Below are 23,044 nucleotides of genomic sequence, written 5' to 3'. Positions count from 1 at the left end.
GGGTAAAATCGCAGGATGTCCTATCAAGTTCTCGCCCGAAAATATCGTCCCAAAAGCTTTGACACGCTGGTGGGGCAAGAGCACGTGGTCCGTGCTTTAACGCATGCGCTGGAGCAGCAGCGGTTGCATCACGCCTATCTGTTTACCGGAACACGTGGTGTCGGTAAAACGACGTTGTCACGCATACTGGCCAAATCCTTTAACTGCGAAACCGGCATTACCGCCAACCCTTGTGGTGTCTGTGATGCCTGTGTCGCCATTGATGCTGGCCGCTTTGTCGATTATATAGAGATGGATGCGGCGTCTAACCGTGGTGTCGATGAAATGGCATCACTGTTGGAGCAGGCAATTTATGCGCCGTCGAATGCACGATTTAAAGTGTATATGATTGACGAGGTACACATGCTGACCAACCACGCTTTCAATGCCATGTTGAAAACGCTGGAAGAACCGCCTGAACACGTCAAATTCATTCTGGCAACGACAGACCCGCAAAAAATTCCGGTCACAGTCTTGTCGCGTTGCCTGCAATTTAATCTCAAACAAATGCCACCGGGCCATATTGTCGGCCATCTGGAAAATATTCTCGGACAGGAGCACATTGAATTCGAGCAGCCAGCGCTGCGTTTGCTGGCGCAAGGCGCGCATGGTTCTATGCGCGATGCCTTATCTCTGACCGATCAGGCGATTGCTTATGCCGCTGGTAAAGTGAGTCTCGACGCGGTGCAAGGGATGCTCGGTGCGCTGGATCAATCGTATCTGATCCGTTTATTGGATGCACTGGCTGAGAATGACGGCAAAGCTCTGCTGGATGTGGCAGATGAAATGGCTGCACGCAGTTTGTCGTATAAATCTGCGTTGCAGGATCTCGGTACTTTGCTGCATCAGCTGGCGATTGCGCAGATGGTGCCAGCAGCGGTTGCTGATGATTTGCCTGAGCGTGAACAGGTGTTGCGCCTGGCGAACGTATTTAACAAAGAAGAAGTGCAATTGTTTTACCAGATCGCTGTGCATGGCCGGAATGAACTGGCGCTGGCCCCCGATGAATATGCCGGTTTCAGCATGACGCTGTTGCGTATGCTGGCTTTCCGTCCGGTGGATGGTGGCGTGCTGACGCAGTCAGGCGGCACGGGTATATCGCCAGCTCCTCGGCCGGGTAGTGGGATGCCTTCTGCTCTGGTAAGGGGAGCTGCTTCGTCAACACCGGCGGCACCTGCAATACCTGTTACAACGGCGGCGGTCAATTCTGCCTCTGCTCAGACTCAGCAGAATGTCTCTACTCAGCCAACGGCGACGGTTGCAACTGCTGTTCCGGCTGCAAAGCCGATGAGCCCTGCAATGGCCGCGCTTGCGGCTGCCCGAGCGGCCAGCACAAAAGCCGGATCGACGTCAAAGCCTGCGGCATCGAAGCAAGAAAATGATGTCGCGCCGATTGTGACGCCAGTTGTTCCTGTTTCTCCTGTCGCCTCTGCAATGCCTGCCCCGGTTGCTGTTGCTAAGATTGCTCCAGTAGTTGCTCCCGCCACTGAACCTGCACCGGTACCTACGCCTGCGGCTGCCAGAGCACCACAGGAAATGGAGCCCGTCGGCATGGATGATATGCCACCGCCATGGGATGATGACGTCTGGCAGGCATCGGCATTCGCATCTGCGCCCGCATCTGCACCGATTTCGAGTCCTGCGGTAACACGAAATTTTCAGCAAAATACAGTCGCTGAGTCTTTGGCGCCAGTGGCTGTATCAGAAATGCCTGCTGTGGCAACTGCCACAGTTCCGCCGGTGGCAAACGTCGAGCCAGTGGCTATGGACCGCACTTTGTGGTCGGGCCCGGTTCCAGCGTTGGAATGGGATGGTAACTGGCCAGTCCTGGCTGCGAGTTTGCCTGTGCGCGGTGTGGCGCAACAACTGGCGCAACAAAGCGAACTGATTCATTGCAAGCAAGACGGGAATGCTTTTGTGTTTGAATTGCGCGTTCCGCTATCGACCTTATTGTCTGCGGGGAGTATCGATAAGTTAGCTGCCGCTTTATCCGAACGTTTCGGTAAAAACATTCGGGTGGAAAGCAAAATCGGTGCTGTTGAACTGACGGCCAACGCAAAAGCAGTCGCGGACCGCGAGGTGCGGCAGCAACAGGCTGAGCTGGCAATACAAAACGACTCTTTCGTGCAAACCCTGATGCGGGAATTTGGCGCTGCGATTGTGACTGGCAGCGTGCGTCCGATCTGATCTGGTTTGTTCATTCCTTCCTAATTTATTTATTTCCTTCCTAATTTATTTATTTCCTTACTTTTCAGGAGCAACTCTTATGATGAAAAATCAACTCGCTGGCTTGATGAAACAAGCGCAGGCTATGCAAGACAATATGAAAAAAGCGCAGGATCAACTCGCTCTGATCGAAGTTGAAGGGCAGGCGGGAGCAGGCATGGTGAAGGTGGTTATGACATGTAAAAACGATGTGAAGCGCGTGACCATTGACCCATCCCTGTTTGGCGATGATAAAGATATGCTGGAAGATCTGGTCGCTGCGGCGTTCAATGATGCTGTGCGTAAGGCAGAAGCAACATCGGCTGAAAAAATGTCAGGTCTGACGGCAGGTATGCCTTTGCCTCCTGGCTTCAAAATGCCATTCTGAGCGTGAAAAAAAACGGTAGCCTCGAACATCTGGCGGAAGCCCTGCGCCGCTTGCCCGGCATAGGGCCAAAGTCTGCGCAGCGCATGGCGTATCATCTGCTGCAACATGACCGCGAAGCCGCATCCGGGCTCGGTCATGCCTTACTGAATGCGGTTGACCGCATTCATCACTGCGCTTCCTGTAACACCTTTACTGAGATCGACATCTGCGAAACATGTCAGGATGCTGAGCGTGATGACAGCATGCTGTGCGTCGTCGAGACGCCATCAGATCAGATGATGATAGAGCAGACCCTGACGTTCAAAGGTATGTACTTTGTGCTGATGGGGCGTTTGTCGCCGCTTGATGGCATAGGTCCGAAAGACATCTATCTGGAAAAATTGATTGCACGCGCGACCAATGGCATTGTGAAAGAAGTGGTTCTGGCGACCAATTTTACGAACGAAGGCGAAGCAACCGCGCACTACATCAGCGAAACTCTGAAAGCACGTGGTCTGAAAGTCAGCCGTCTGGCACGAGGCGTTCCTGTTGGCGGCGAGCTTGAATACGTTGATGCTGGCACGATTGCCCGCGCCATGCTGGATCGGCGTACGACCTGAAGCAATCACAATGTCTGTGCTGATGCCACTGCCTTGTTCTGTTCGTGCGAGTGCACTGCATTGTTTCAGTGATTGTTTTTCTATCGATGTTGATGAATCTGTGAGGCGCAATCCAGACCCGGAAATCCATTAACTTTCTTTCTTCCCTGACTTCCTTTTACTTTCTTCCACCTCATGACACAAAATCGCAAGGGCCCTTTGGCAGGTATCAAAGTTCTTGAATTGGGCACTCTGATTGCAGGGCCTTTTTGCGCTCGCATGCTGGCAGAATTCGGTGCTGATGTGATTAAGGTTGAGTCGCCGGATGGTGGTGATCCTTTGCGTCAGTGGCGTGTATTAAAAGACGGGACTTCACTCTGGTGGAGTGTGCAGGCACGCAATAAAAAAAGTATCACCCTGAATATGAAAAGCGCGGAGGGGCAGGAGATCGCCCGTCGGCTTGCGCTGGATGCCGATATCATCATCGAAAATTATCGTCCAGGCGTGCTGGAAAAATGGCAGTTGGGCTATGAACAGTTGAAGGCGCTGAATCCGGCGACGATCATGGTGCGTTTGTCTGGTTATGGCCAGACTGGGCCAATGAAAGATCAACCTGGCTTTGGTGCTATCGGTGAATCTATGGGCGGCTTGCGTTACGTCTCCGGCCACGCTGACAGGCCGCCGGTGCGGGTGGGTATTTCTATCGGTGATTCTGTCGCCGCGTTGCACGGTGTCATTGGTGCGATGATGGCGTTGCGCCATCGTGATGTCACAGGTGGTCGCTGGAATGGAAAAAGCGGTGAACACAGTGTTGGCGGGCAGGGGCAGATGGTGGATGTTGCCTTGTATGAGTCGGTCTTTAATCTGATGGAATCGCTGGTACCGGAATTTGATGTTGCCGGTGTTGTGCGCGAACGTACCGGTGGTGCGTTGCCCGGCATTGTGCCATCGAATACCTATACCACTGGTGACGGCGAAAATATTGTGATCGCAGGCAATGGTGATGCGATTTTTCATCGCCTGATGAAGGCGATACAGCGCGAAGATCTGGCGCATGATCACGCGCTGGTACGGAATGACGGCCGCGTGCCGCGCACGGCGGAAATTGATGCAGCGATACAGGATTGGTGTGCGACACAGAATATCGATAGTGCCTTGCAAATACTGAAAGCGGCGGATGTGCCGGTCGGCAAAATATACTCGGTGCGCGATATGATGAATGATCCGCAATTTCAGGCGCGGCAGATGTTTGAGCAGCATCATTTCGCGGATGGCGAGGGAATTAAGTTGCCCGCGATTTCGCCTAAGTTATCAGAAACACCGGGACAAACCGCCTGGCTGGGCCCTGAGCTTGGTGAGCACAACGACGAGGTATTATCTGCGCTTGGTTACTCTGAGGCAGACATCGCAGAATTACAAAATAAAAAAATTATTTAAACGGAGATCGCAATGAATCGTCAGTTCTGGAAGCAGTTCCTGATTGCCCTGGTATTATTTTTATTGGGCTACTTCACGTTTAACAGCAAGTTGTTTGCGGCAGAGTTGCCGCCAGTTGCGAATATGGCTGTTGTCGGCTGAAATCTGAGAGCGTCAGAGTAAGAATTCATCAGAGAAAATCAGCCTGAATTTTAATCAATTAAAAACTCAGGCTGATCGCGTGGTCTTCTTTCTGTTTCTGACTTAGAGAATGTTTCGTCAGCTCAGCGTTTTGATATATTCGCGGAAGCCGGCCAGCAGCATTTCTATCGACATCGCGGCAAGTATTAAGCCCATCAGGCGTTCAAATGCCGTCATCACGTGAGCACCTAACACTCGTTGCATACGTTCTGCACTTAGTAAGACGATCAGCCAGACCACCGCCACGGCGGTCAGCGCGCCCAGATGCACCAGCATTTCCTGATTATTGTCAGATGAAAACAGCAGCACCGTTGCCAGTGCAGACGGACCCGCCAGCGCCGGAATGGCGAGCGGCACAATGAAGGGTTCGTGATTGTCCTCAGTGTCGCCAAAAATCCCGCCTTCCTGCGGAAATACCATACGCAATGCGATCAGGAACAGAATCACGCCGCCACCGATGCGGATGGAAATTTCTGATAATTGCAAGGCTGTCAGAAAATTTTTGCCGAAAAACATAAACAGCAGCAGCAAAATAAAGGCAATGCCGCATTCGCGTACGATCACGCGCCAACGCCGTTCTGGCGAAACGTGTGAGAGTGCGCTGACGAAAATCGGTACGTTGCCGAACGGGTCGGTAACGATGACCAGAAGGATCAGGGTTTGAAAAAAATCTTGTGCCATGAATTACATTTTCTATTGAATAGTGAAACCAGAATATTCTGATGGTTGCGACCTGTGTCGCTGCGGTAGTGATGACAGGAACTGGTGCTACAGATGGTCAGTGTTGATCAGTTTGCAGTGCCTTTTATGTTGAGTCGCAAGCTGAAGAGGCTCAATTTTCCTGTGCTTTGACTGTGGCTGTCAATCAAAGCAGCGGCTAGTCGGCGGTTTTGCCGGAAATAGAACTTTCGCACCAGAGCGATACAGCATAATTAGCGTTACTATTACTCCTCGGATAGGTGCATGCCTGTCTTTTATTTTTTTGAATGTGTCTGCTTCGTCTTGTACGGTAAAGACAAGCAGAGTTGCGCTGGATGGTATGAATCATGAGTGGAACAAAAGAACGCCCGGATACGCCTTGTGTGGCGGTGTGTTCCACGACCTTCGATGAAATTTGTCGCGGCTGCGGCCGCACTGTCACCGAAGTGGCGGACTGGGTGTTTATGAATGCAGAACAAAAAGAAGTCGTCTGGCAACGTATTTTGTCGCAAGGATATCCGCGAAGGAATAGCTGAGACGGCAACCGAGGCAAATTTATTGATCCTTGATCACTCTTAATTTAAAAAATAAAAAATACTGAAAATGGAGACCAGGTAATGTCAGACATCAAGAAAACAGGGCGTCGCCGCTTTATTTTAGGCGCAGCCGGTGCTGCTGGTGCTTTGCTTGTCGGTTGGGGGATCATGCCGCCGCGCCAGCGCTTGAATGCGGCGCATTCTTTGCCTGTGGTGAATGATGAAGTCGCACTCAATGGCTGGATAAAAATCGCCAAAGACGGTAGCGTCACTGTTGCCATGCATCGCAGCGAAATGGGGCAGGGTATACACACCGCGTTGCAAATGTTGGTGGCCGAAGAACTTGATGTCGCGATGGCGCAAGTCAAAACCATGCCAGCGCCCATCGATAAAATCTACGGCAATCTTTCTATGCTGGCCGATGGCCTGCCTTTTCATCCTGACGATCAAGGTGTGATCAAACAATTCGCTCAGTGGATGACATTGAAAACCGCGCGCGAACTGGGCCTGCAGGTAACGGGTGGGTCTTCCAGCGTCAAGGATGCGTGGTTGCCTATGCGTGAGGCGGGGGCGGCAGCGCGTGCGATGCTGATTGCCGCAGCGGCGAAAGAGTGGAACGTGCCTGCAGATCAGTGTACGACCGCGAATGGTATGGTGAAGCACGCATCCGGCAAGCAAAAGTCTTACGGTGAGCTGGCAGCCAGTGCAGCTGAAACTAAGCCTGCGCAGATACGGCTGAAAGCGCCTGCAGAATTTAAGCTGATCGGCCATCCCGAGCCGCGCACCGATGCCAAAGCTAAAGTGGATGGCAGTGCGCAGTTCGGGATCGATGCGCATCCGGCTGGAATGCTGTTCGCGGCACTGAAATTAAGCCCGGTCATCGGCGGCAAGATTAAACGCGTGGATCAGGCCCCGGTGCTGGCGATGCCTGGCGTCACGCATGTCGTCGATTTTTCCGCCGCCGTTGGCGAGGCCGGTGTTGCTGGTGTGGCTGTCGTCGCCAAAAACTATTGGACGGCGAAAACGGCCTTAGCCGCATTGCCGGTGGAGTGGGATGCCGGTGCGCATGCGCAGTTATCGACGGAGTCTGTATTCAAAGAGCTGGCAGAAAAACTCGATAGCGAATCTGGCTTCACTTATTACAAACAAGGTGATGCTGCTGCGATTTTGGCCGACTCTAAGGAAGTGGCTGTAGCTGGCACCTCGGTCGCAAAAACCATCAAGGCCGAATATCGTGCCCCGTTTCTTGCACACGCCACGATGGAGCCGATGAATTGCACGGCGCAACTGAAAGACGGCAAGCTGGATTTGTGGGTATCCACCCAGGTGCCAAGCATTGCCGTGGCGGTGGCCGCCAAAGCTGCGGGCATCGGTGCTGAACAGGTGCAGTTGCACATGTGTTTTCTGGGTGGTGGCTTTGGTCGCCGTTTAGAGGTGGATATGGTGGCGCAGGCGGTGGCGATTGCAAAGCAGACGCAGGGCTTGCCGGTCAAGCTGATCTGGAGCCGCGAAGAAGATATGGCGCATGATATGTATCGTCCGGCAGCGCTGGCGCGGTTTGCGGCGGCGCTTGACGATAAGGGTAAGGTACTGGCCTACGATAATAAATCGGCGTCTGGATCTATCATGCATCAGGTGCTGAAACGGACTTTTGGTTTGCCGGGGGCGGGGCCGGATAAGACGACGGCGGAAGGTGAATTTGATATGCCGTATCAAATTGCACATCAGAAAATTGCCCATGTGATTGTGCCTACGCCTGTGCCTGTCGGCTTCTGGCGTTCGGTCGGGCACTCGCATAATGCCTTTTTTAAAGAGAGTTTTATCGATGAGCTGGCGCATGCTGCGGGCGCTGATCCGGTGGATTTCCGGCGTGGTTTGCTGGCGAACCGGAAACGTCATCTGACGGTGCTCGATGCCGCGATGAATAAAGCGGGAAAGCCAGCCGAAGGTCGTGCGCATGGCGTCGCTTTGCATCAGTCATTCGGCAGTGTCGTCGCGGAAGTGGCCGAAGTCTCGGTGCAGAACGGACAAATCCGCGTACACCGGGTGGTCTGTGCGGTCGATTGCGGCATTGCCGTCAATCCCAATATCATTACGCAGCAGATGGAATCGGCAGTCATTTTTGGTCTGAGTGCGGCATTGTATGGCGAAGTGACGATCAAAGACGGCAAGGTCGTGCAGAGTAATTTTCACGATTACCCGGTGTTGCGCATCAACGAAGCGCCACAGATTGAGGTCGTGATTATTCCGAGTGCAGAGCCGCCTGAGGGCATCGGTGAACCGGGCGTGCCGCCAATTGCACCAGCGGTGGCGAATGCGGTATTTAAGCTGACAGGCCAGCGACTACGCAGTTTGCCGCTGAAACTGGCCTGAATGGCCTAAATATACTGGGGGGGAGTATTTATTTAGCCCCTTTGTTTATGCTGACATTAAGGTGGTTTTCAGAAAAACAGGGGGGAGTATAGTAAAAGTTCACTTTTTTTGTTATTTTTAAGTAACAAATAATCATGTTGTCATGTTCCCGCTTTATACTGCTTCGCTCCGGATGAGACGGGTAATCGCAAAGCAGATAATCAAGCTAATGCAGGGTGCCAGTGTTTTGGTGTTCAGGATTCCTTGGTTGTGCAGAGACCCTCTCAGAGCGGATTGACAGAATTAACCGAATTATTAGAATTTACCGAATTAATAGATAGGCTTATGTTTACTTCTCAATCGATTTCAGTTTTGCCAGCGGCATCTCGTCAATCCCGTCGTTCGCGTGGTTTTACGCTGATCGAAATTATGGTCGTGGTCGTGATTATGGGTATATTGGCGGCACTGGTCGTGCCTAAGCTGATGGGTCGTACCGATGATGCGCGTATCTCGGCGGCGAAGCAGGATATTTCTACCCTGATGTCGGCACTCAAGTTATATCGCCTCGACAATCAGCGCTATCCCACCACAGAACAGGGTTTGCAGGCCTTGATTACCAAGCCGACTTCCGGTCCTGCGGCGAACGGTTGGAAAACTGGTGGATACATCGATAAATTACCTAAAGACCCATGGGGTAGTCCGTATCAGTATCTGTCACCAGGCATTAAAGGTGAAGTCGATGTTTTCTCTCTCGGTGCGGATGGTCAGCCGGGTGGTGTTGAAAAAGATGCCGATATCGGCTCCTGGGATTTGTAAACTCTGCATCGTTTCCCACTCATGACACTGCGAAGCAGGCAGCACGGCTTTACACTACTCGAATTGCTGGTAGTGATGGTGATCGCCGGTCTGATGCTGGGCGCGGTCGCGTTTAACGCGATGCCGAGTCCACGTCAGCGCGTCGAACAAGACGCGAATCGCATTGCCTTGCTGTTGCAACTGGCGCGGGATGAGGCCATTCTGCGCAATTTGCCAGTCGCATTTGAAGCGGATCAGTACGGCTACCGTTTTCAGGTACGCGAAGACCGGGTCTGGTTGCCGCTGCGCGATGACATGTTGCGTGATCGCGCATTTGAAATTTCTCCGGTAGAACTGAGTATGGAGCCGCCAAGCAATCAGGCGGCAGCGGTGCGGGTTGTGTTTGGCCGCGAGCCTGTCGATAAGCCTTTTATTATCACTTTACGTGTGCCGGATGGCAGTGTGCGTATCCGCGCCGATGGCGTCGGACATTTTTCCGTGGAATGAGATGCGTCTGAAACTCCCTCGTCACGCTGGTTTTACCTTGCTGGAAGTGCTGGTAGCGCTGGTCATCGTTGGTACTGCGCTGGGCGCGAGCCTGCGTGCGGTCGGCAGCCTGACGCAAAACAGCAATGACCTGCGCATTTCGCTGATGGCGACGTGGTCAGCGGAAAACCGCTTGTCGCAAATCCGTCTGGCGCGCGAATGGCCTTCACTGGGGGAACGTACGTTTGAATGTCCGCAGGCTGATTTAAAACTGACCTGCGAAGAACATGTGATCGCGACACCGAATCCCTCATTTCGGCGCGTCGAAGTCTTCGTTTATGAAACAGATAAACCCGCACGACGCATTATTAAGCTGACTCAGGTGGTGCCGAATGCATTGTAATCGCCGATCAGCCGCAATGCGCGGTTTTACCCTGATTGAATTGCTGGTGGCGATCACGATACTCGCCATTGTTGCCGTGCTTGGCTGGCGCGGTCTGGACGGTATTGTGCGCGCGCGTGTTGCCTTGAATGCGGAAATGGCGCAGACACGCGGTATTCAGTTGGCATTTGCCCAGATAGAAAATGACTGCGCGCATCTGATGGATGCGAACTTGCTGCAAGGACGCAGCGTATTGCGTGCGGCGGGCAGCAAGCTGATGTTGATACGCTCGGTACTGGAAGATAATCAGCCGCTGCGTTTTCAGGTGATTGTGTATAGCGTGGTCGATGGCAAACTGGGGCGGCGTGAACTGATGCCGACCCGTGAAATTGCGGCATTGGAAAACGATTGGCAAAGTGCCGCTGCTGATACCGATGTAACGCCGGTTATACAGTTGCAGACCGATGTGACATCGCTGGCGATGCGCACCTGGACGCAGGGCGAGACTGGCTGGCGGATCGACGGCACTGATATACAAAACGCTGCGACGGATGGTGCCGCAAAGAATCCCGCGATCAAGAGTGCGAAACTGGCCGGACTGGAAGTGTCCATGCAAGTGCAGGGGCGCGAAGCACCGATGACAAAAGTATTTTTGCTGGGGGCAAGCTGATGCAGATTGCCTTTCATCATTCCCGGCAACGTGGCGTCGCTGTTGTGACCGCACTGTTGCTGACGACGCTGGCGATCACGATTGTTGCCAGCCTGTTCTGGCAGCAACAGGTGCAGGTGCGTTCGATAGAAAATCAGCGCATGCAGTTGCAAAAGAAATGGATATTGCGTGGCGCGATCGACTGGGCAAGGCTGATCCTGCGCGAAGATAAAAAACAGAGCAATGTCGATCATCTGGGTGAGCCATGGGCGGTCAGACTCGAAGATACGCGCCTGGATCAGTATGTTGAAAATGGTCGGGCCGACACCGATGCCAGCGATGCCAGTTTGTCCGGGCAAGTGATCGATGCGCAGTCTTTATATAACTTAAATAATCTGGCGACGGACGGCGTCGTGGATGGCCGTGAAACCGCCGTCTTTGCGCGCTTGCTGACGAATTTGCGTTTCTCCGGTGATCTGGCGCAGCGCACTGCCAGCGCGATTGCGCAAAGCCAGCCGAAAGCGGTGGTACCGAAAGGTGCACCGGACAGCGCACCCGCCAGTGCGCCTGCCAATTCTGGCGGTAATGTAAAAACTACATCGGAAGACGCGCAAGCTGCAGTACAATTCCTGCGGTTTACACAGGTCGATGATTTGTTGTCCATCCCGGGGTATACGCCAGAGATGGTGAATAAATTGCGTTCGTATGTGATCGCCTTGCCCCGCAAATCCGTTATCACGACGATTAATCTGAACACGGCTCCCGCCGAGGTGTTGGCGGCGCGGATAGAGGGCATGAGTTTATCGGATGCGGCAATGGTGGTTGCCAGCCGCGATCGTGCTTATATCAGAAATTTTGCCGATTTTGAGTCGCATTTTCCTGATAAGGCAAAAATGACTTCTAATAAAGAGGTCGATACCTCAACCAATTATTTTGTGGTGAACGGTAAGGTTAAAATGAACCGCTCGCTGATGGATGTCAGCGCATTGATAGAGCGGGCAGAGGACGCATCGACGACGGTGCTTTGGGTAAGAGACAACTAAATTACATGGCAAGTACACTCACTATTTCTTTACCCTCGCGGGTGGCTGCTCAGAGCAGCCCGGACTGGTTTTCGCAGACATTTCCGTTCGCCTTATTTTCGGCAGAAGGCAATATATTGCAGCAGGGTCTGCAAACGCTGACAGAGTTACGCGCCTTGTCGGTCGGTGCCCGCCAGCTCCATTTACTGCTGGCCGCCAGTGATGTCAGTTTACTCGCGATTAAAGTGCCGCCCATGTCGGCAGCGAAATTCAAAACTGCGTTACCGAATCTGCTCGAGGAACAACTGACTTCCGACCCTGCCGATGTGGCGCTGGTAGCGACACCGGTGCTGAATGGTGAGGCAACGGTTGCCGTCGCAGACCGGGCTTGGCTGGAAACGATTGCAGCGAAGGTCAAAGACTGGCCAGTCAAGAAAATCGCCGCATTTCCATCGCAACTCGCACTGACGTTGCCGGGTCAGGAAAATCACGCTGCAGCGTTGATTGAAAACCGGGATGGCGTGCTGGCGCTGACGATCCGGCAATCTGAATTGCAAGGCATGGGCCTCAATCTGGCCGAGACTGAGCGTGATAGTGCAATTGCCATGCTGAATTTGCTGGCACCGGAAACCAATGTCGAATTGTATGTTGGCGTTAATGAAGTCGAGCAATATCAGGCACTGTTGCAGACACTGGCGCTGAACGAGCGTTGTCAGGTGCGGGCAATCAGCTGGCAAAACAGAGTTGGCGGCATCAGTCTGAAAACACTGGATCTGATGTCAGATGTCGGCGCGGTTCATAAACCATCAATCGACTGGTCATTGTGGCGCTGGCCTTTGCGTTTGCTGGCAGTGATGGTGATACTGAATATCGCTGCCTTAAACATGGAATGGTTCACTCTGAAACGTGAAGCCAGAAATTTAAGCGCAGCTTTGATGCAGACGTATAAAAACAGCTTTCCTAAAGAGACGACAATCCCCGATCCTTTAGTGCAGATGCGGCAAAAAGTGGATTTGGCGAAACGCTTGTCCGGTCAGTTTGCACCGAATGATTTTGCTGTGATGGCGGCGCAGTTTAGCCAGGTGTGGGAACGTGTGATGCTTGGCAAACCAGCCGACGTGGTGTCGGTGGAATATAAAGATCGCGGCTTGAATGTCAAAGTGAAATCGCCGGGGCAGATCCCGCTGGATCAGCTGCGCGGCGCACTGGCGGAACAGTCTATGCGTATGGAAGCCACACCCGATGGGATATTGCATATCACCATGGGAGGAAAAAACTGATGAAGAAGCAATTGACGCAAGAGTTTGCGCTGTTCTGGGAACAACGCGATGCGCGCGAGCGCCGTATGCTGAGCATTGCCGCTGCGGTGATTTTGCTGGCGCTGGTGTATCAGATTTTTCTTGATCCGGCGTTATCGGGGCGGACTAAATTGTTGAAACAGATTCCTGTTTTGCGCCAGCAAGTTGCCGAGATCAGCGCGCTCAGCGTACAGCAATCCAAACTGGCGGCGGGTTTGTCGCAGATGACTGAGCCCGTTACCCGTGAAAGTGTAGAGGCATCGCTGGCGACACGCGGCATTAAGGCGCAAACACTCAGCGTGACGGATGATATCGTGCGCCTGCAAATTCAGACGGTCGCCTATGCGAATATCATGGAGTGGCTGATGGAAACGCAAAAATCTTCGCGTTTGACCGTTGAGGAAGCGCGTTTTACCGCCTTGCCAGAACCGGCGCAGGTGAACGTCAGCCTGACATTGAAACAGCAACGCGGTGGACTTTGAATTATGGCGGTAAAGTCAGCAGCGGGATCTTGGGTTTGGATTTTGACTGGCATCGTCAGTATCACGTTATCCGTCTTGTTTTTTTTGCCTGCCAGTTGGCTTGGTGCTTTACTGGAAAAGCAAACGCAGGGGCGACTCAGTCTTGGTGACGTGCAAGGTTCGTTCTGGCGTGGCTCGGCGTTTGTCGGCGTTGCTTCCGGTGTCAGTGGCCCGGTGACGCCTTTGTTTGCAGGGCGCTTTGCGTGGAAAATTTCACCGCTGATCTTGCTGGCACAAGTCGAAGCTGAGCTGGATAATCCTGAATCGCTGTCGGCCATCGTCAAGATACAGGGTAATTTTTCAGAGTTGCAGGTGAGTCCGGCAAGTTTGCTGTTGCCGACAGAGCGGCTGGAAGGACTGGGGGCTCCGCTGAATACGATAGGGCCTACCGGGAAATTGCGGATGTCGTGGAATAATTTACGCTTTGCCCGGGATGCTGGCAGACTGAACGGATATGGGCAGTTGCAGCTGGAATTGTCGGAAATGGCATCGCGTCTGTCGCCGGTCAAACCTTTGGGTAGCTACAACATGGCGTTTGATTTACACGGCGCAAATGCCGATCTGCATCTGAATACCTTAAAAGGGCCGATGATGTTGGCCGGCAGCGGTACATTAAACGGAGGCCATTTCCAGTTTTCGGGCAAAGCCTGGGCAGAAGAAGGGCAGCAGGCAAGATTGGCAAATTTATTGAATTTGCTGGGGCAGCGCCGTAAGGACGGCGATCAGGATGTCATCGCTTTAGAGTTTAAATAGTTCAAATGAAAAAATATCCATTAAAAAACAAGGCAGCTATGATCAGCAATTCCTTACGCAAACCGATGCGTCACTTGTCCGTCATGACAGGGGCGGCAGTATTGAGTGCCGGTTGTCTCATCAGCTCTTCTGTGTTGGCACAAACACCAGCTCAAAATACGGCGGATTTAAATTTTGTCGGTGCCGATATTGAATCTGTTGTTAAAGCGATTGGTCATTACACAGGATCGACTTTCATCATCGATCCACGGGTGAAAGGTCAGGTCACGTTAGTCTCGGAAAAACCGCTGACAAAAGAACAGGCGTTCAAGCTGCTGACGTCGACATTGCGTCTGCAAGGGTATGCGGTTGTGTATGCAGATGGCTATTACAAAGTGGTGCCGGAATCTGACGCCAAGCTGCAACCAGGTCCTACGCAGTCTGTGCAGAATGAGAAAGGTGAATCGGTCAGAGGCGATCAGGTGGCAACGCAGATTTACCGTCTGAATTATGAGTCAGCGACCAATGTCGTGACGATTTTGCGGCCATTGATTTCGCCTAATAATACGATTAATGCGAATCCGGGTAATAACTCGGTGGTGATTACCGATTACGCCGATAACTTAAAACGTCTGAATAAAATTATTGCGTCTTTAGATGTTCCCGCGACGGTGGATATGGATGTGATTCCTATCAAACACGCGATGGCGAGTGATATCGCCGCACTGGTGAGTAAACTCAGCGATAACGGCGCTGCGACGGAAGGTGGACGTGCAGTCTTGCTGGCCGATCCGCGCACCAATTCCGTTTTGTTGCGCGCCCCTTCGGCAGCGCGTGCAAATCTGGTTAAAGAGCTGATTGCCAAACTGGATCAGCCAACGGCATTGCCTGGTAATGTGCATGTGGTTTATCTCAAAAATGCCGAGGCGGTGAAGCTGGCGCAGACTTTGCGTTCCATTATTTCCGGCGATACCAGCGCCTTACCTGCCAGTACCGGTTTGTCGAATACAGGCAGCGCTGCGAATGGAACGAATAGCCCGCTGACGTCTAATTCCTCTACAGGTACAAGTAATACCGGTGTCACTGGCGGGTTGCCGCAATCGTCCGGCAGCAGCTCTGCATCGGGTAATTCCAGTGGTGCAGCCGGCTTCATTCAGGCCGATGCGGCAACGAATACATTGATCATTACGGCGAGCGAAGCAGTGTATAAAAACCTGCGTTCCGTGATTGATCAGTTAGATGCACGACGTGCGCAGGTGTATGTCGAGGCGCTGATCGTTGAAATCAGTGCAGATAAAGCGAATGAATTCGGCGTGCAATGGCTGGGGTTGTCTGGCGATAGTAATAGCAATTATCGTGTTGGTGGCGGCACTGCATTTACGACAACTGGAAATAACATACTCAGTCTTGCCACAGCAGCGACGCCGACACCAGGCAATGGTTTGTCTATCGGTGTGTTCAAGCAGATCAACGGTAAACTGGGTTTGGGGGCTGTGGCGCATATCCTCAATAGCAGCGGCAATGCAAATATCTTGTCGATGCCGAATCTGGTCACGCTGGACAATGAAGAAGCAAAAATTGTAGTTGGTAAAAACGTGCCTTTCATTACCGGCCAGTTCACCACTTCTGCTTCGACAGGCACGGCTGGTGTGAATCCTTTCCAGACCATAGAACGTAAGGAAGTTGGTCTGAAACTGACTGTCAAACCGCAAATTTCCGAAGGCGGTACGGTGAAGCTGGCGATCTATCAGGAAAGCTCAAGTATTGACGAATCTGCGACGGTGACCTCGTCAGGCCTGATTACCAAACAACGTTCCATTTCCACCAATGTGCTGGTTGAAGATGGGCAGATTCTGGCGCTGGGTGGCCTGATGGAAGACAGTACTTCTGACTCCGTTGAAAAGGTGACGGGTCTGGCGGATATTCCTGTTATAGGTAATTTGTTTAAGTATCAGACGGCCAAGCGCGGCAAAACTAATCTGATGGTATTTTTGCGCCCGACGGTGATACGTAATGCAGATCAGAGCAACAGTGTTTCTGTTGATCGCTACGACTATATGCGTACGCAAATCGCACCAAATAAGGATGGGGTACCGGCTGCGCAGTTGCCTGAGATGGAAAAAGGCAAGCTGATGTCGACGTTGACTTCGCTACCGTCAGATAAGCCGAAGTCCGGCGGTCAGGAAAGCAAGTAAGCCATGATGGAGAATCGCTTATTGCCATACGGGTTTGCGCGGGATTTTTCTGTGTTGGCCAGCCGCGACAATGCTGTCGCAGGGGCACCGGTAGAGTTATCCGTATCGAATAAAACCAGCCCTGCTGCGATCGCTGAGGTCGGGCGTAAATTTGGCACGATCAAGCTGAATATGCTTAGCCACGATGCGCTGAGTGACCTGATTGCCAAAGCGTATGCAGGCTCCGGCGGCGATGCTGCTGATGTTGTCGGCGAGGTGGAGTCCGACCTTGATCTGGCGAAGCTGATGCTGGATATGCCAGCGATAGAAGACTTACTGGAATCGGCTGACGATGCACCCGTCATTCGTATGATTAATGCTCTGTTGACGCAGGCATTACGTGATGGCGCCTCCGATATTCACATAGAACCGTTTGAACAGATTTCAGTCGTGCGTTTTCGTATCGATGGATCGTTACGGGACGTCGTTCGGCCGCGTAAAGCAATTCATGCTTCCCTGATCTCACGTATTAAGATCATGGCGCAACTGGATATCGCAGAAAAGCGTTTGCCTCAGGATGGGCGCATCACATTGCGGATTGGCGGTAAGCCCGTTGATGTGCGTGTCTCGACTTTGCCGACCGGTCATGGTGAGCGTGCCGTGTTACGTTTACTGGATAAGGAAGCCGGGCGTTTGGATCTGAGTAATCTTGGCATGAGTCCGGATGTTCTTGAAAATTTTGATAAGCTGATCGCGCAGCCGCACGGCATCGTCCTGGTTACCGGGCCGACTGGTTCAGGTAAAACGACGACGCTGTATGCTGCGCTATCTCGCGTCAATGCCGGCACAACCAATATTCTGACAGTCGAAGATCCGATTGAATATGAATTGGCCGGTGTTGGGCAAACGCAGGTCAATGCGAAGATAGACATGACGTTTGCCAAAGCGCTGCGCGCTATTTTGCGCCAGGATCCGGATGTGATCATGATCGGTGAGATCCGTGATCTGGAAACAGCGCAGATTGCAGTACAAGCCTCATTGACAGGCCATCTGGTTCTGGCGACTTTACATACGAATGATTCTTCTGCCGCAGTGACCCGTTTGCTGGATATGGGGATAGAACCTTTCTTGTTGTCCTCGTCATTGCTGGGCGTCGTCGCACAACGTCTGGTACGCAAACTTTGTACGCATTGCCGTCGTGAAGAGGGTGGGCAATGGCATGCGACCGGCTGTGAACACTGCGGCCATACTGGTTATCAGGGGCGCGTCGGTGTGTATGAATTGTTGCAGACGACGGAAGACATCCGTGCGCAGATTCACCATCAGGCATCGGAGGCAGAAATCCGGCTTGCCGCTCAGCATAATGGTATGAGAACCATGCGCGAAGATGGCGATCGCTGGGTGAAGAGTGGCGTGACAACGCCTGAAGAATTATTGCGCGTCACTAAGGAATAATTACCGTGCCGGCATTTCGATATGAAGCGATAGATAGTCATGGCAGTAGCAGTACCGGTGTGTTAAACGCCGATAGTGCGAGAGCGGCGCGCAGTGATTTGCGAGCACAGGGTCTTGTTCCTGTGTCGGTTGAGGCTATCAATAACAATGCTGACGGCGGTGCCCGTCAGCGACGCTCTTTTTTCTCCGAGCGCTTATCCAGCGTGGAGCTGGCTTTATTTACCCGCCAGCTTGCCAGTTTGCTGGAAGCAGGATTGCCGCTCGAACAGTCATTAACAGCATTGCTGGAACAATCTGAGCGTACCTTTATCCGCGACATCATTGCTTCTGTGCGCTCAGAGGTAATGGCTGGCGCCGCCTTATCTGATGCACTGAAACAGCATCCGGATGATTTTGCCGATATCTATTGCGCTCTGGTGGCGTCAGGCGAACAAATTGGTCATCTGGCGCGTGTTTTGTCGCGTCTGGCCGATTACATCGAACGTCGTAACGCGCTGGTGCAGAAGGTGAAGCTGGCTTTTACTTATCCGGCGATTGTGACGGTCGTGGCATTTGCGATTGTGATTTTCTTGCTGACGTATGTGGTGCCGCAAATTGTTTCTGTGTTTGCGAACACCAAACAAAAACTGCCGCTGCTGACCGTGTTGATGCTGGCCGTCTCAGATTTTGTGCGGGTGTATGGTTGGCTGGTTGCTTTGCTTGGTATTGCGGTTTTTTCAGTTTGGCGTCTTGCGTTGAAAAATCCCGAAATAAAAATGCGCTGGCATCAGTGGTTGTTGACGGCACCCGTTTATGGCAAGTTTGAGCGCAGTTTAAACACGTCCAGGTTTGCCAGCACGCTGGCGATTACGACAGGTTCGGGCGTGCCGATTTTACGTGCCCTGCAAACGAGCCGGGAGACCTTATCGAATGTCGCAATGCGCGCTCAGGTCGAGGATGCTACGGCAAGTGTCCGTGAGGGCGTCAGTCTGGCACGGGCATTGTCTGCGCATAAATATTTCCCACCTATGCTGATTCATATGATACGCGCAGGCGAAGTCACGGGTGAGCTGCCTGCTATGCTGGAACGTGCATCGAATGCGCAGGAGCAGGATCTGGAACGCAGGGCGCTGACGATCGCCGGTTTGCTGGAGCCTGTACTCATACTCGCAATGGGCGCGGTGGTTTTGCTGATCGTGTTGGCAGTCCTGATGCCTATTATTGAAATTAATCAGCTGGTACGCTGACAAGGATAGAAATGAAGCGTTTACCTCTTTTGTGTAGTGTGATTGCATTTGCATTATTGTGCGTGACTGTCAGTTTCTGGGGCTTGCGTATTTTTAATCCACAGAACCGTAGTGTTGCTGCACCAACTCAGCAGAACAGCATAGAGCCTGGTTCTGGGCAGTGGGGCAGCTTGTTCGGTGCTGCGCCCGCAAGTCAGATGGCAGCCAGCAATTATCAATTGAAAGGTGTGATCATCGCAAAGCGATCAGCAGAAAGTCTGGCGATTGTCAGTGCCAATGGCAAACCTGCGCAGTCAGTCGCGATTGAGATGCAGATTGCGCCCGGTGTTGTATTGAAGGAAGTGCACGAGCAGTATGTGCTGATTTCAGATAACGGCGTGGTTCGTCGAGTCGATCTGCTACAAAATGCGGTCGTGAATATCGCAGCAAATCCGGTTCGTCCTCCGCCAACCGAGATTATCGGCATTAACCCTGTGGCACCGGTGGCATTTCCTGCGCATCAGGCGCAGCCGGTTCCGCCGGGCGGTCCGGCACCGGTTCCGAGTCCGGTTGTCACTCCGGGGCTTTCTACCGCCTCGTTGCCTGCAGTGATGCCTGGCATACCTGGTGCTGCACAATGACTGTACGCAGTCCCGACAATTTACCAGCGCAGATTACCGATTGCATACAACTCGCCCATCCATCCTGGCATCCTGCGATATTGAATGGTTTACAGGCGATGCATGCAGCAGATGCCACATATTTTTCGCGCTTATGCTCGACTGAATTTTTACCGACGGAAGGGCGTTTGTTTGCAGCGTTTCAACAACCGTTAAATGAAGTTCGCTATGTGTTGATCGGTGAGGGACCTTATCCGCGCGCTGATAGTGCAACTGGTGTTTGTTTTATGGATGGTGCGGTCGACAGTCTGTGGGCTGAAGATGGTTCTGGCTTATCTAAAAAAGTCAATCGTGCGACGTCGTTACGCAACTTTATGAAAATGCTGCTGGTCGCTACCGGCGATCTCAATCAGGAGCATACGAGTGGTGATGTGATGAAAACTGTTGCCACCTCTGCTTTGAATGATGGTGCAAGGTTTATCCGGAAACTCGCTGATTTGCAACAAAATATGCACAAGCATGGCTTTCTGCTACTGAATGCGACGCTGGTTTTTCGTGATAACGTGGCACCGGTCAAGGATGGCAAATCCTGGCAGCCGTTTTTACAAGCCATTTTTGCCAGTTTACTGAGGCAGAAGTCTTCTACATCTCTGCCATCCCTTGTTTTGTGGGGAAAAATTGCAGAACAGTTGAAGCGGATTCCGGAAACGGCGCACTTTCCGCAAATCCTTGCAGAACACCCGTATAACCTGAGTTTTATCAAAAACAAAGAGATGCAGGATTTTTTTCGTCCTATGCAATTACTACATAATTGCTCAAAGGAAAATTTTTGTTAGAAGCATGCGCTTATTGTGGCGTAGTTCTTGCCTTTGTAGAATAATCTAAGCTTGGGTTTTTACAGGCTTCACGTCGTCAGTTATCGCTTCCACTCGTTTCTTTATGCTAAAAAAAATTAAAACATCTGAATTGAGAGTGGGTATGTTTGTCACTGAGTTATGCGGCTCATGGATAGATACGCCATTCTGGAAAAAATCGTTTCTTCTCTCTGATTCCGCGGAATTGCTGGAGATCCAGAAATCAAAGATACAGGAAGCGTGGATAGACACAAGCAAAGGCCTTGATGTTCTTCAAGCCGAGCCCGAAGCAAAGCAAGAACCTGAACCTGTCGTCGAAACCGTTGTCGTAAAACAGCCAGTTCCAAGGCAGACAGCACCGGTTTCTATGGCAGAGGAGATCGACAGAGCATCCTTGATTGTGAATAAATCGCGTGCGGCGGTCTTTTCTATGTTCAGTGAAGCTCGGATGGGAAAAGCCGTTGACGTCGGTAATGCGCAGGAAATGGTCGAGGAAATTGCCGACTCGGTGATGCGTAATCCCGGTGCTCTGATTGGCCTTGCGAGACTGAAAACCAAGGACGATTACACCTACATGCATTCGGTTGCGGTCTGTGCGTTGATGGTCGCGTTGGGCAAGCAATTAGGCTTAAGTGATGTGGACACCCGTGAGGCAGGGCTGGCAGGCTTGTTGCATGATATTGGTAAGATGGGCATTGACCCTGACATCCTGAATAAGCCAGGTAAGTTGACTGATGCGGAATTTGTCTCTGTCAAAGAGCATCCGGCGGCTGGATACAAAATGCTGCTGGAGGCAAATGGCGTCAGTCAGGTTGCGCTCGATGTGTGTTTGCATCATCACGAAAAAATGGATGGCAGCGGCTACCCGGATCGTCTGAAAGGTGAAGAAATCAGCCTGTTTGCGCGGATGGGAGCGGTGTGTGATGTGTATGATGCGATCACCTCAGACCGTCCATACAAACAAGGTTGGTGTCCTGCAGAATCTTTACGGAAAATGGCCGAGTGGAGTAAGGGCCATTTCGATGAAAAAGTATTCCAGGCATTTGTAAAGAGTATAGGCATCTATCCTGTAGGTACTCTGGTGCGGATGGAGTCCGGGCGACTCGGCGTCGTTGTTGAACAACAGGTCGGCAAGTCTTTGTTATCGCCCAAAGTCAGGGTGTTTTTTTCTGTCAAATCTATGGGTTATATCGTTCCTGAGTTGCTGGATCTGGCTGGTCCGGGCTTGCAAGATAAAATTGTCGCAAGAGAAGATGCATCGAAGTGGGGGTTAAAAGACATCAATCGCTATTGGCTTGGTGATGCTGCTCCACATTGACTTGTACGGTTTCATTTGATTCGATATAAAAAAACTCCACGGCATAGCGTGGAGTTTTTTTCAATAACGCGTGATGCATTATCTTTCTGGTTGTATCACTACTTTACCGGTCACTTTGCGGGCTGCGATATCGTTCAACGCGTTGGCTGTTTCGTTCAATGCATATCGGGCAGAAATATGGGGCTTGATTTTGCCCTCCCTCAGCCAGCCTATCATTTCGCTCATTGCCGCCATATTGGCTTTGGGTTCGCGCTTGGCAAATTCACCCCAAAACACACCGACCAGAGATGCGCCTTTTAACAGGGCGAGATTCAGTGGTAATTTCGGAATCTCACCATTTGCAAAACCGACGACCAGATAACGTCCACGCCAAGCGATAGAGCGGAATGCAGGCTCAGCGTAGATGCCGCCAACCGGGTCATATATCACGTCCGGTCCTTTGCCTCCGGTCGCGTTTTTGATCGCCTCACGTAGATCAGTGTTGCTGTAATTAATCGTCATATCGGCGCCATGTTGGCGGCAGATGTCGAGTTTTTCATCTGTTGACGCTGCTGCAATGACTTTGGCACCGATCGCTTTTCCGATCTCAATCGCAGCCAGTCCGACGCCACCTGCAGCACCCAGTACCAACATGGTTTCATCCGCTTTCAGTTGCGCTCTGTCAACAACCGCATGATGTGATGTGCCATAAGTCAGCGTGATTGCAGCAGCTATATCAAAATCCATTCCTTCCGGCATAGGAATAACAGCGTTGGCGGGCGCTAAAACTTGTTGGGCAAACGCCCCTTGACCGATAAAGGCAATTACCTTGTCACCAGTCTTGATATGTTTTACACCCTCACCGACAGCGTAAACAATTCCGGACAACTCGCTGCCCGGCGTAAACGGTAGTTCAGGTTTGAACTGATATTTGTTTTGTATGATGAGGAAGTCAGGGAAGTTAACACCAGCGGCCTTGACGGCAATCGCCACCTCTCCGGCTCCGGGTGTCAGGTCCGGGAGTTCGATTACTTCCAAGGTGTCCGGGGTGCCCCAGGTTTTACATACAACGGCTTTCATATGAAGTCTCCAGTTTTAAAAATAGTACGACCGTTTAATTTTTTTGATTATGCCGTAAAA

The 23,044-nt window shown here is 51.9% G+C and carries 23 protein-coding genes; 21 read left to right on the top strand and 2 right to left on the bottom strand.

From position 1 onward, the window contains the following. Window positions 1–15: 15 nt before the first annotated feature. The 5 genes from H8K26_RS07220 to H8K26_RS17880 all read left to right on the top strand — a co-directional run bounded on the left by H8K26_RS07220 (window position 16) and on the right by H8K26_RS17880 (window position 4,788). Complete coding sequence (locus H8K26_RS07220) at window positions 16–2,226, top strand: DNA polymerase III subunit gamma/tau (protein WP_190478410.1); 2,211 nt, start codon at window positions 16–18, stop codon at window positions 2,224–2,226. A gap of 79 nt (window positions 2,227–2,305) precedes the next feature. Next, window positions 2,306–2,632 (top strand): YbaB/EbfC family nucleoid-associated protein, encoded by a 327-nt coding sequence (locus H8K26_RS07215; RefSeq protein WP_186883567.1) that lies wholly within the window; start codon window positions 2,306–2,308, stop codon window positions 2,630–2,632. A 2-nt stretch (window positions 2,633–2,634) separates the two neighbouring features. Further along, window positions 2,635–3,231 carry a recombination mediator RecR gene (recR, locus tag H8K26_RS07210; RefSeq protein WP_186883566.1) on the top strand — a complete coding sequence of 199 codons (597 nt, stop codon included), beginning with the start codon at window positions 2,635–2,637 and terminating at the stop codon, window positions 3,229–3,231. A 174-nt stretch (window positions 3,232–3,405) separates the two neighbouring features. After that, window positions 3,406–4,647, top strand: coding sequence for a CaiB/BaiF CoA transferase family protein (locus tag H8K26_RS07205; RefSeq protein ID WP_190478408.1), 1,242 nt, complete (start codon window positions 3,406–3,408; stop codon window positions 4,645–4,647). Between the two features lie 12 nt (window positions 4,648–4,659). Further along, window positions 4,660–4,788: a hypothetical protein gene (locus tag H8K26_RS17880; RefSeq protein WP_263398849.1), complete on the top strand. Its 129-nt coding sequence runs from the start codon at window positions 4,660–4,662 to the stop codon at window positions 4,786–4,788. 117 nt (window positions 4,789–4,905) lie between these two features. Here the strand turns inward: H8K26_RS17880 and H8K26_RS07200 are convergent, their stop codons facing one another. Then, window positions 4,906–5,508, bottom strand: a complete 603-nt coding sequence (locus tag H8K26_RS07200; RefSeq protein WP_186883564.1) for a MarC family protein — start codon at window positions 5,506–5,508, stop codon at window positions 4,906–4,908. Window positions 5,509–5,873: 365 nt separating this feature from the next. Here H8K26_RS07200 and H8K26_RS07195 point away from each other — a divergent pair, with 365 nt between their 5' ends. From H8K26_RS07195 to H8K26_RS07120, 16 genes are all read left to right on the top strand, one after another. Next, on the top strand, window positions 5,874–6,062 hold the full coding sequence (locus H8K26_RS07195) for a DUF1289 domain-containing protein (protein ID WP_190478406.1): 189 nt from the start codon (window positions 5,874–5,876) through the stop codon (window positions 6,060–6,062). 81 nt (window positions 6,063–6,143) lie between these two features. Beyond that, window positions 6,144–8,435, top strand: a complete 2,292-nt coding sequence (locus H8K26_RS07190; protein WP_190478404.1) for a xanthine dehydrogenase family protein molybdopterin-binding subunit — start codon at window positions 6,144–6,146, stop codon at window positions 8,433–8,435. A gap of 324 nt (window positions 8,436–8,759) precedes the next feature. After that, the gene (gene gspG, locus H8K26_RS07185; RefSeq protein ID WP_186883561.1) at window positions 8,760–9,230 is read left to right on the top strand and encodes a type II secretion system major pseudopilin GspG; all 471 of its coding nucleotides are present in this window, start codon (window positions 8,760–8,762) and stop codon (window positions 9,228–9,230) included. 21 nt (window positions 9,231–9,251) lie between these two features. After that, complete coding sequence (locus H8K26_RS07180; RefSeq protein WP_190478402.1) at window positions 9,252–9,716, top strand: GspH/FimT family pseudopilin; 465 nt, start codon at window positions 9,252–9,254, stop codon at window positions 9,714–9,716. A 1-nt stretch (window position 9,717) separates the two neighbouring features. Beyond that, on the top strand, window positions 9,718–10,098 hold the full coding sequence (gene gspI, locus H8K26_RS07175; protein ID WP_186883559.1) for a type II secretion system minor pseudopilin GspI: 381 nt from the start codon (window positions 9,718–9,720) through the stop codon (window positions 10,096–10,098). 16 nt (window positions 10,099–10,114) lie between these two features. Next, on the top strand, window positions 10,115–10,747 hold the full coding sequence (locus H8K26_RS07170) for a PulJ/GspJ family protein (protein ID WP_190478400.1): 633 nt from the start codon (window positions 10,115–10,117) through the stop codon (window positions 10,745–10,747). Further along, window positions 10,747–11,769, top strand: a complete 1,023-nt coding sequence (gspK, locus tag H8K26_RS07165) for a type II secretion system minor pseudopilin GspK (protein WP_190478399.1) — start codon at window positions 10,747–10,749, stop codon at window positions 11,767–11,769. Before H8K26_RS07170 ends, gspK begins: the two co-directional genes overlap by 1 nt. 5 nt (window positions 11,770–11,774) lie before the next feature. Then, complete coding sequence (gene gspL / locus H8K26_RS07160) at window positions 11,775–13,028, top strand: type II secretion system protein GspL (RefSeq protein ID WP_190478397.1); 1,254 nt, start codon at window positions 11,775–11,777, stop codon at window positions 13,026–13,028. After that, window positions 13,028–13,528 (top strand): type II secretion system protein GspM, encoded by a 501-nt coding sequence (gene gspM, locus H8K26_RS07155; protein WP_190478395.1) that lies wholly within the window; start codon window positions 13,028–13,030, stop codon window positions 13,526–13,528. The genes gspL and gspM overlap by 1 nt, the downstream gene beginning before the upstream one ends. Window positions 13,529–13,570: 42 nt before the next feature. Further along, window positions 13,571–14,320, top strand: a complete 750-nt coding sequence (gene gspN / locus H8K26_RS07150; RefSeq protein ID WP_223826882.1) for a type II secretion system protein N — start codon at window positions 13,571–13,573, stop codon at window positions 14,318–14,320. 38 nt (window positions 14,321–14,358) lie between these two features. Continuing rightward, complete coding sequence (gene gspD / locus H8K26_RS07145) at window positions 14,359–16,494, top strand: type II secretion system secretin GspD (protein WP_190478393.1); 2,136 nt, start codon at window positions 14,359–14,361, stop codon at window positions 16,492–16,494. 3 nt (window positions 16,495–16,497) lie between these two features. After that, window positions 16,498–17,928 (top strand): type II secretion system ATPase GspE, encoded by a 1,431-nt coding sequence (gspE, locus tag H8K26_RS07140; protein WP_370587052.1) that lies wholly within the window; start codon window positions 16,498–16,500, stop codon window positions 17,926–17,928. 5 nt (window positions 17,929–17,933) lie between these two features. Further along, complete coding sequence (gspF, locus tag H8K26_RS07135) at window positions 17,934–19,154, top strand: type II secretion system inner membrane protein GspF (protein ID WP_190478391.1); 1,221 nt, start codon at window positions 17,934–17,936, stop codon at window positions 19,152–19,154. Window positions 19,155–19,165: 11 nt separating this feature from the next. Beyond that, on the top strand, window positions 19,166–19,774 hold the full coding sequence (locus H8K26_RS07130) for a type II secretion system protein N (protein ID WP_190478389.1): 609 nt from the start codon (window positions 19,166–19,168) through the stop codon (window positions 19,772–19,774). After that, the gene (locus H8K26_RS07125) at window positions 19,771–20,589 is read left to right on the top strand and encodes a uracil-DNA glycosylase family protein (RefSeq protein ID WP_190478387.1); all 819 of its coding nucleotides are present in this window, start codon (window positions 19,771–19,773) and stop codon (window positions 20,587–20,589) included. Before H8K26_RS07130 ends, H8K26_RS07125 begins: the two co-directional genes overlap by 4 nt. A gap of 103 nt (window positions 20,590–20,692) precedes the next feature. Next, a complete protein-coding gene (locus H8K26_RS07120) occupies window positions 20,693–21,925 on the top strand; it encodes an HD-GYP domain-containing protein (RefSeq protein ID WP_190478385.1) in 1,233 nt (410 codons plus the stop codon). Between the two features lie 78 nt (window positions 21,926–22,003). Here H8K26_RS07120 and H8K26_RS07115 read toward each other — a convergent pair whose 3' ends face one another. After that, window positions 22,004–22,984, bottom strand: coding sequence for an NADPH:quinone oxidoreductase family protein (locus H8K26_RS07115; RefSeq protein ID WP_190478383.1), 981 nt, complete (start codon window positions 22,982–22,984; stop codon window positions 22,004–22,006). Between the last annotated feature and the right edge of the window lie 60 nt (window positions 22,985–23,044).

It is taken from the genome of Cognatundibacterium aquatile (assembly GCF_014699135.1).
Classification (GTDB): Bacteria; Pseudomonadota; Gammaproteobacteria; order Burkholderiales; family Burkholderiaceae_D; genus Undibacterium; species Undibacterium aquatile.
This window is presented reverse-complemented; position numbering and strand designations above follow the sequence as displayed.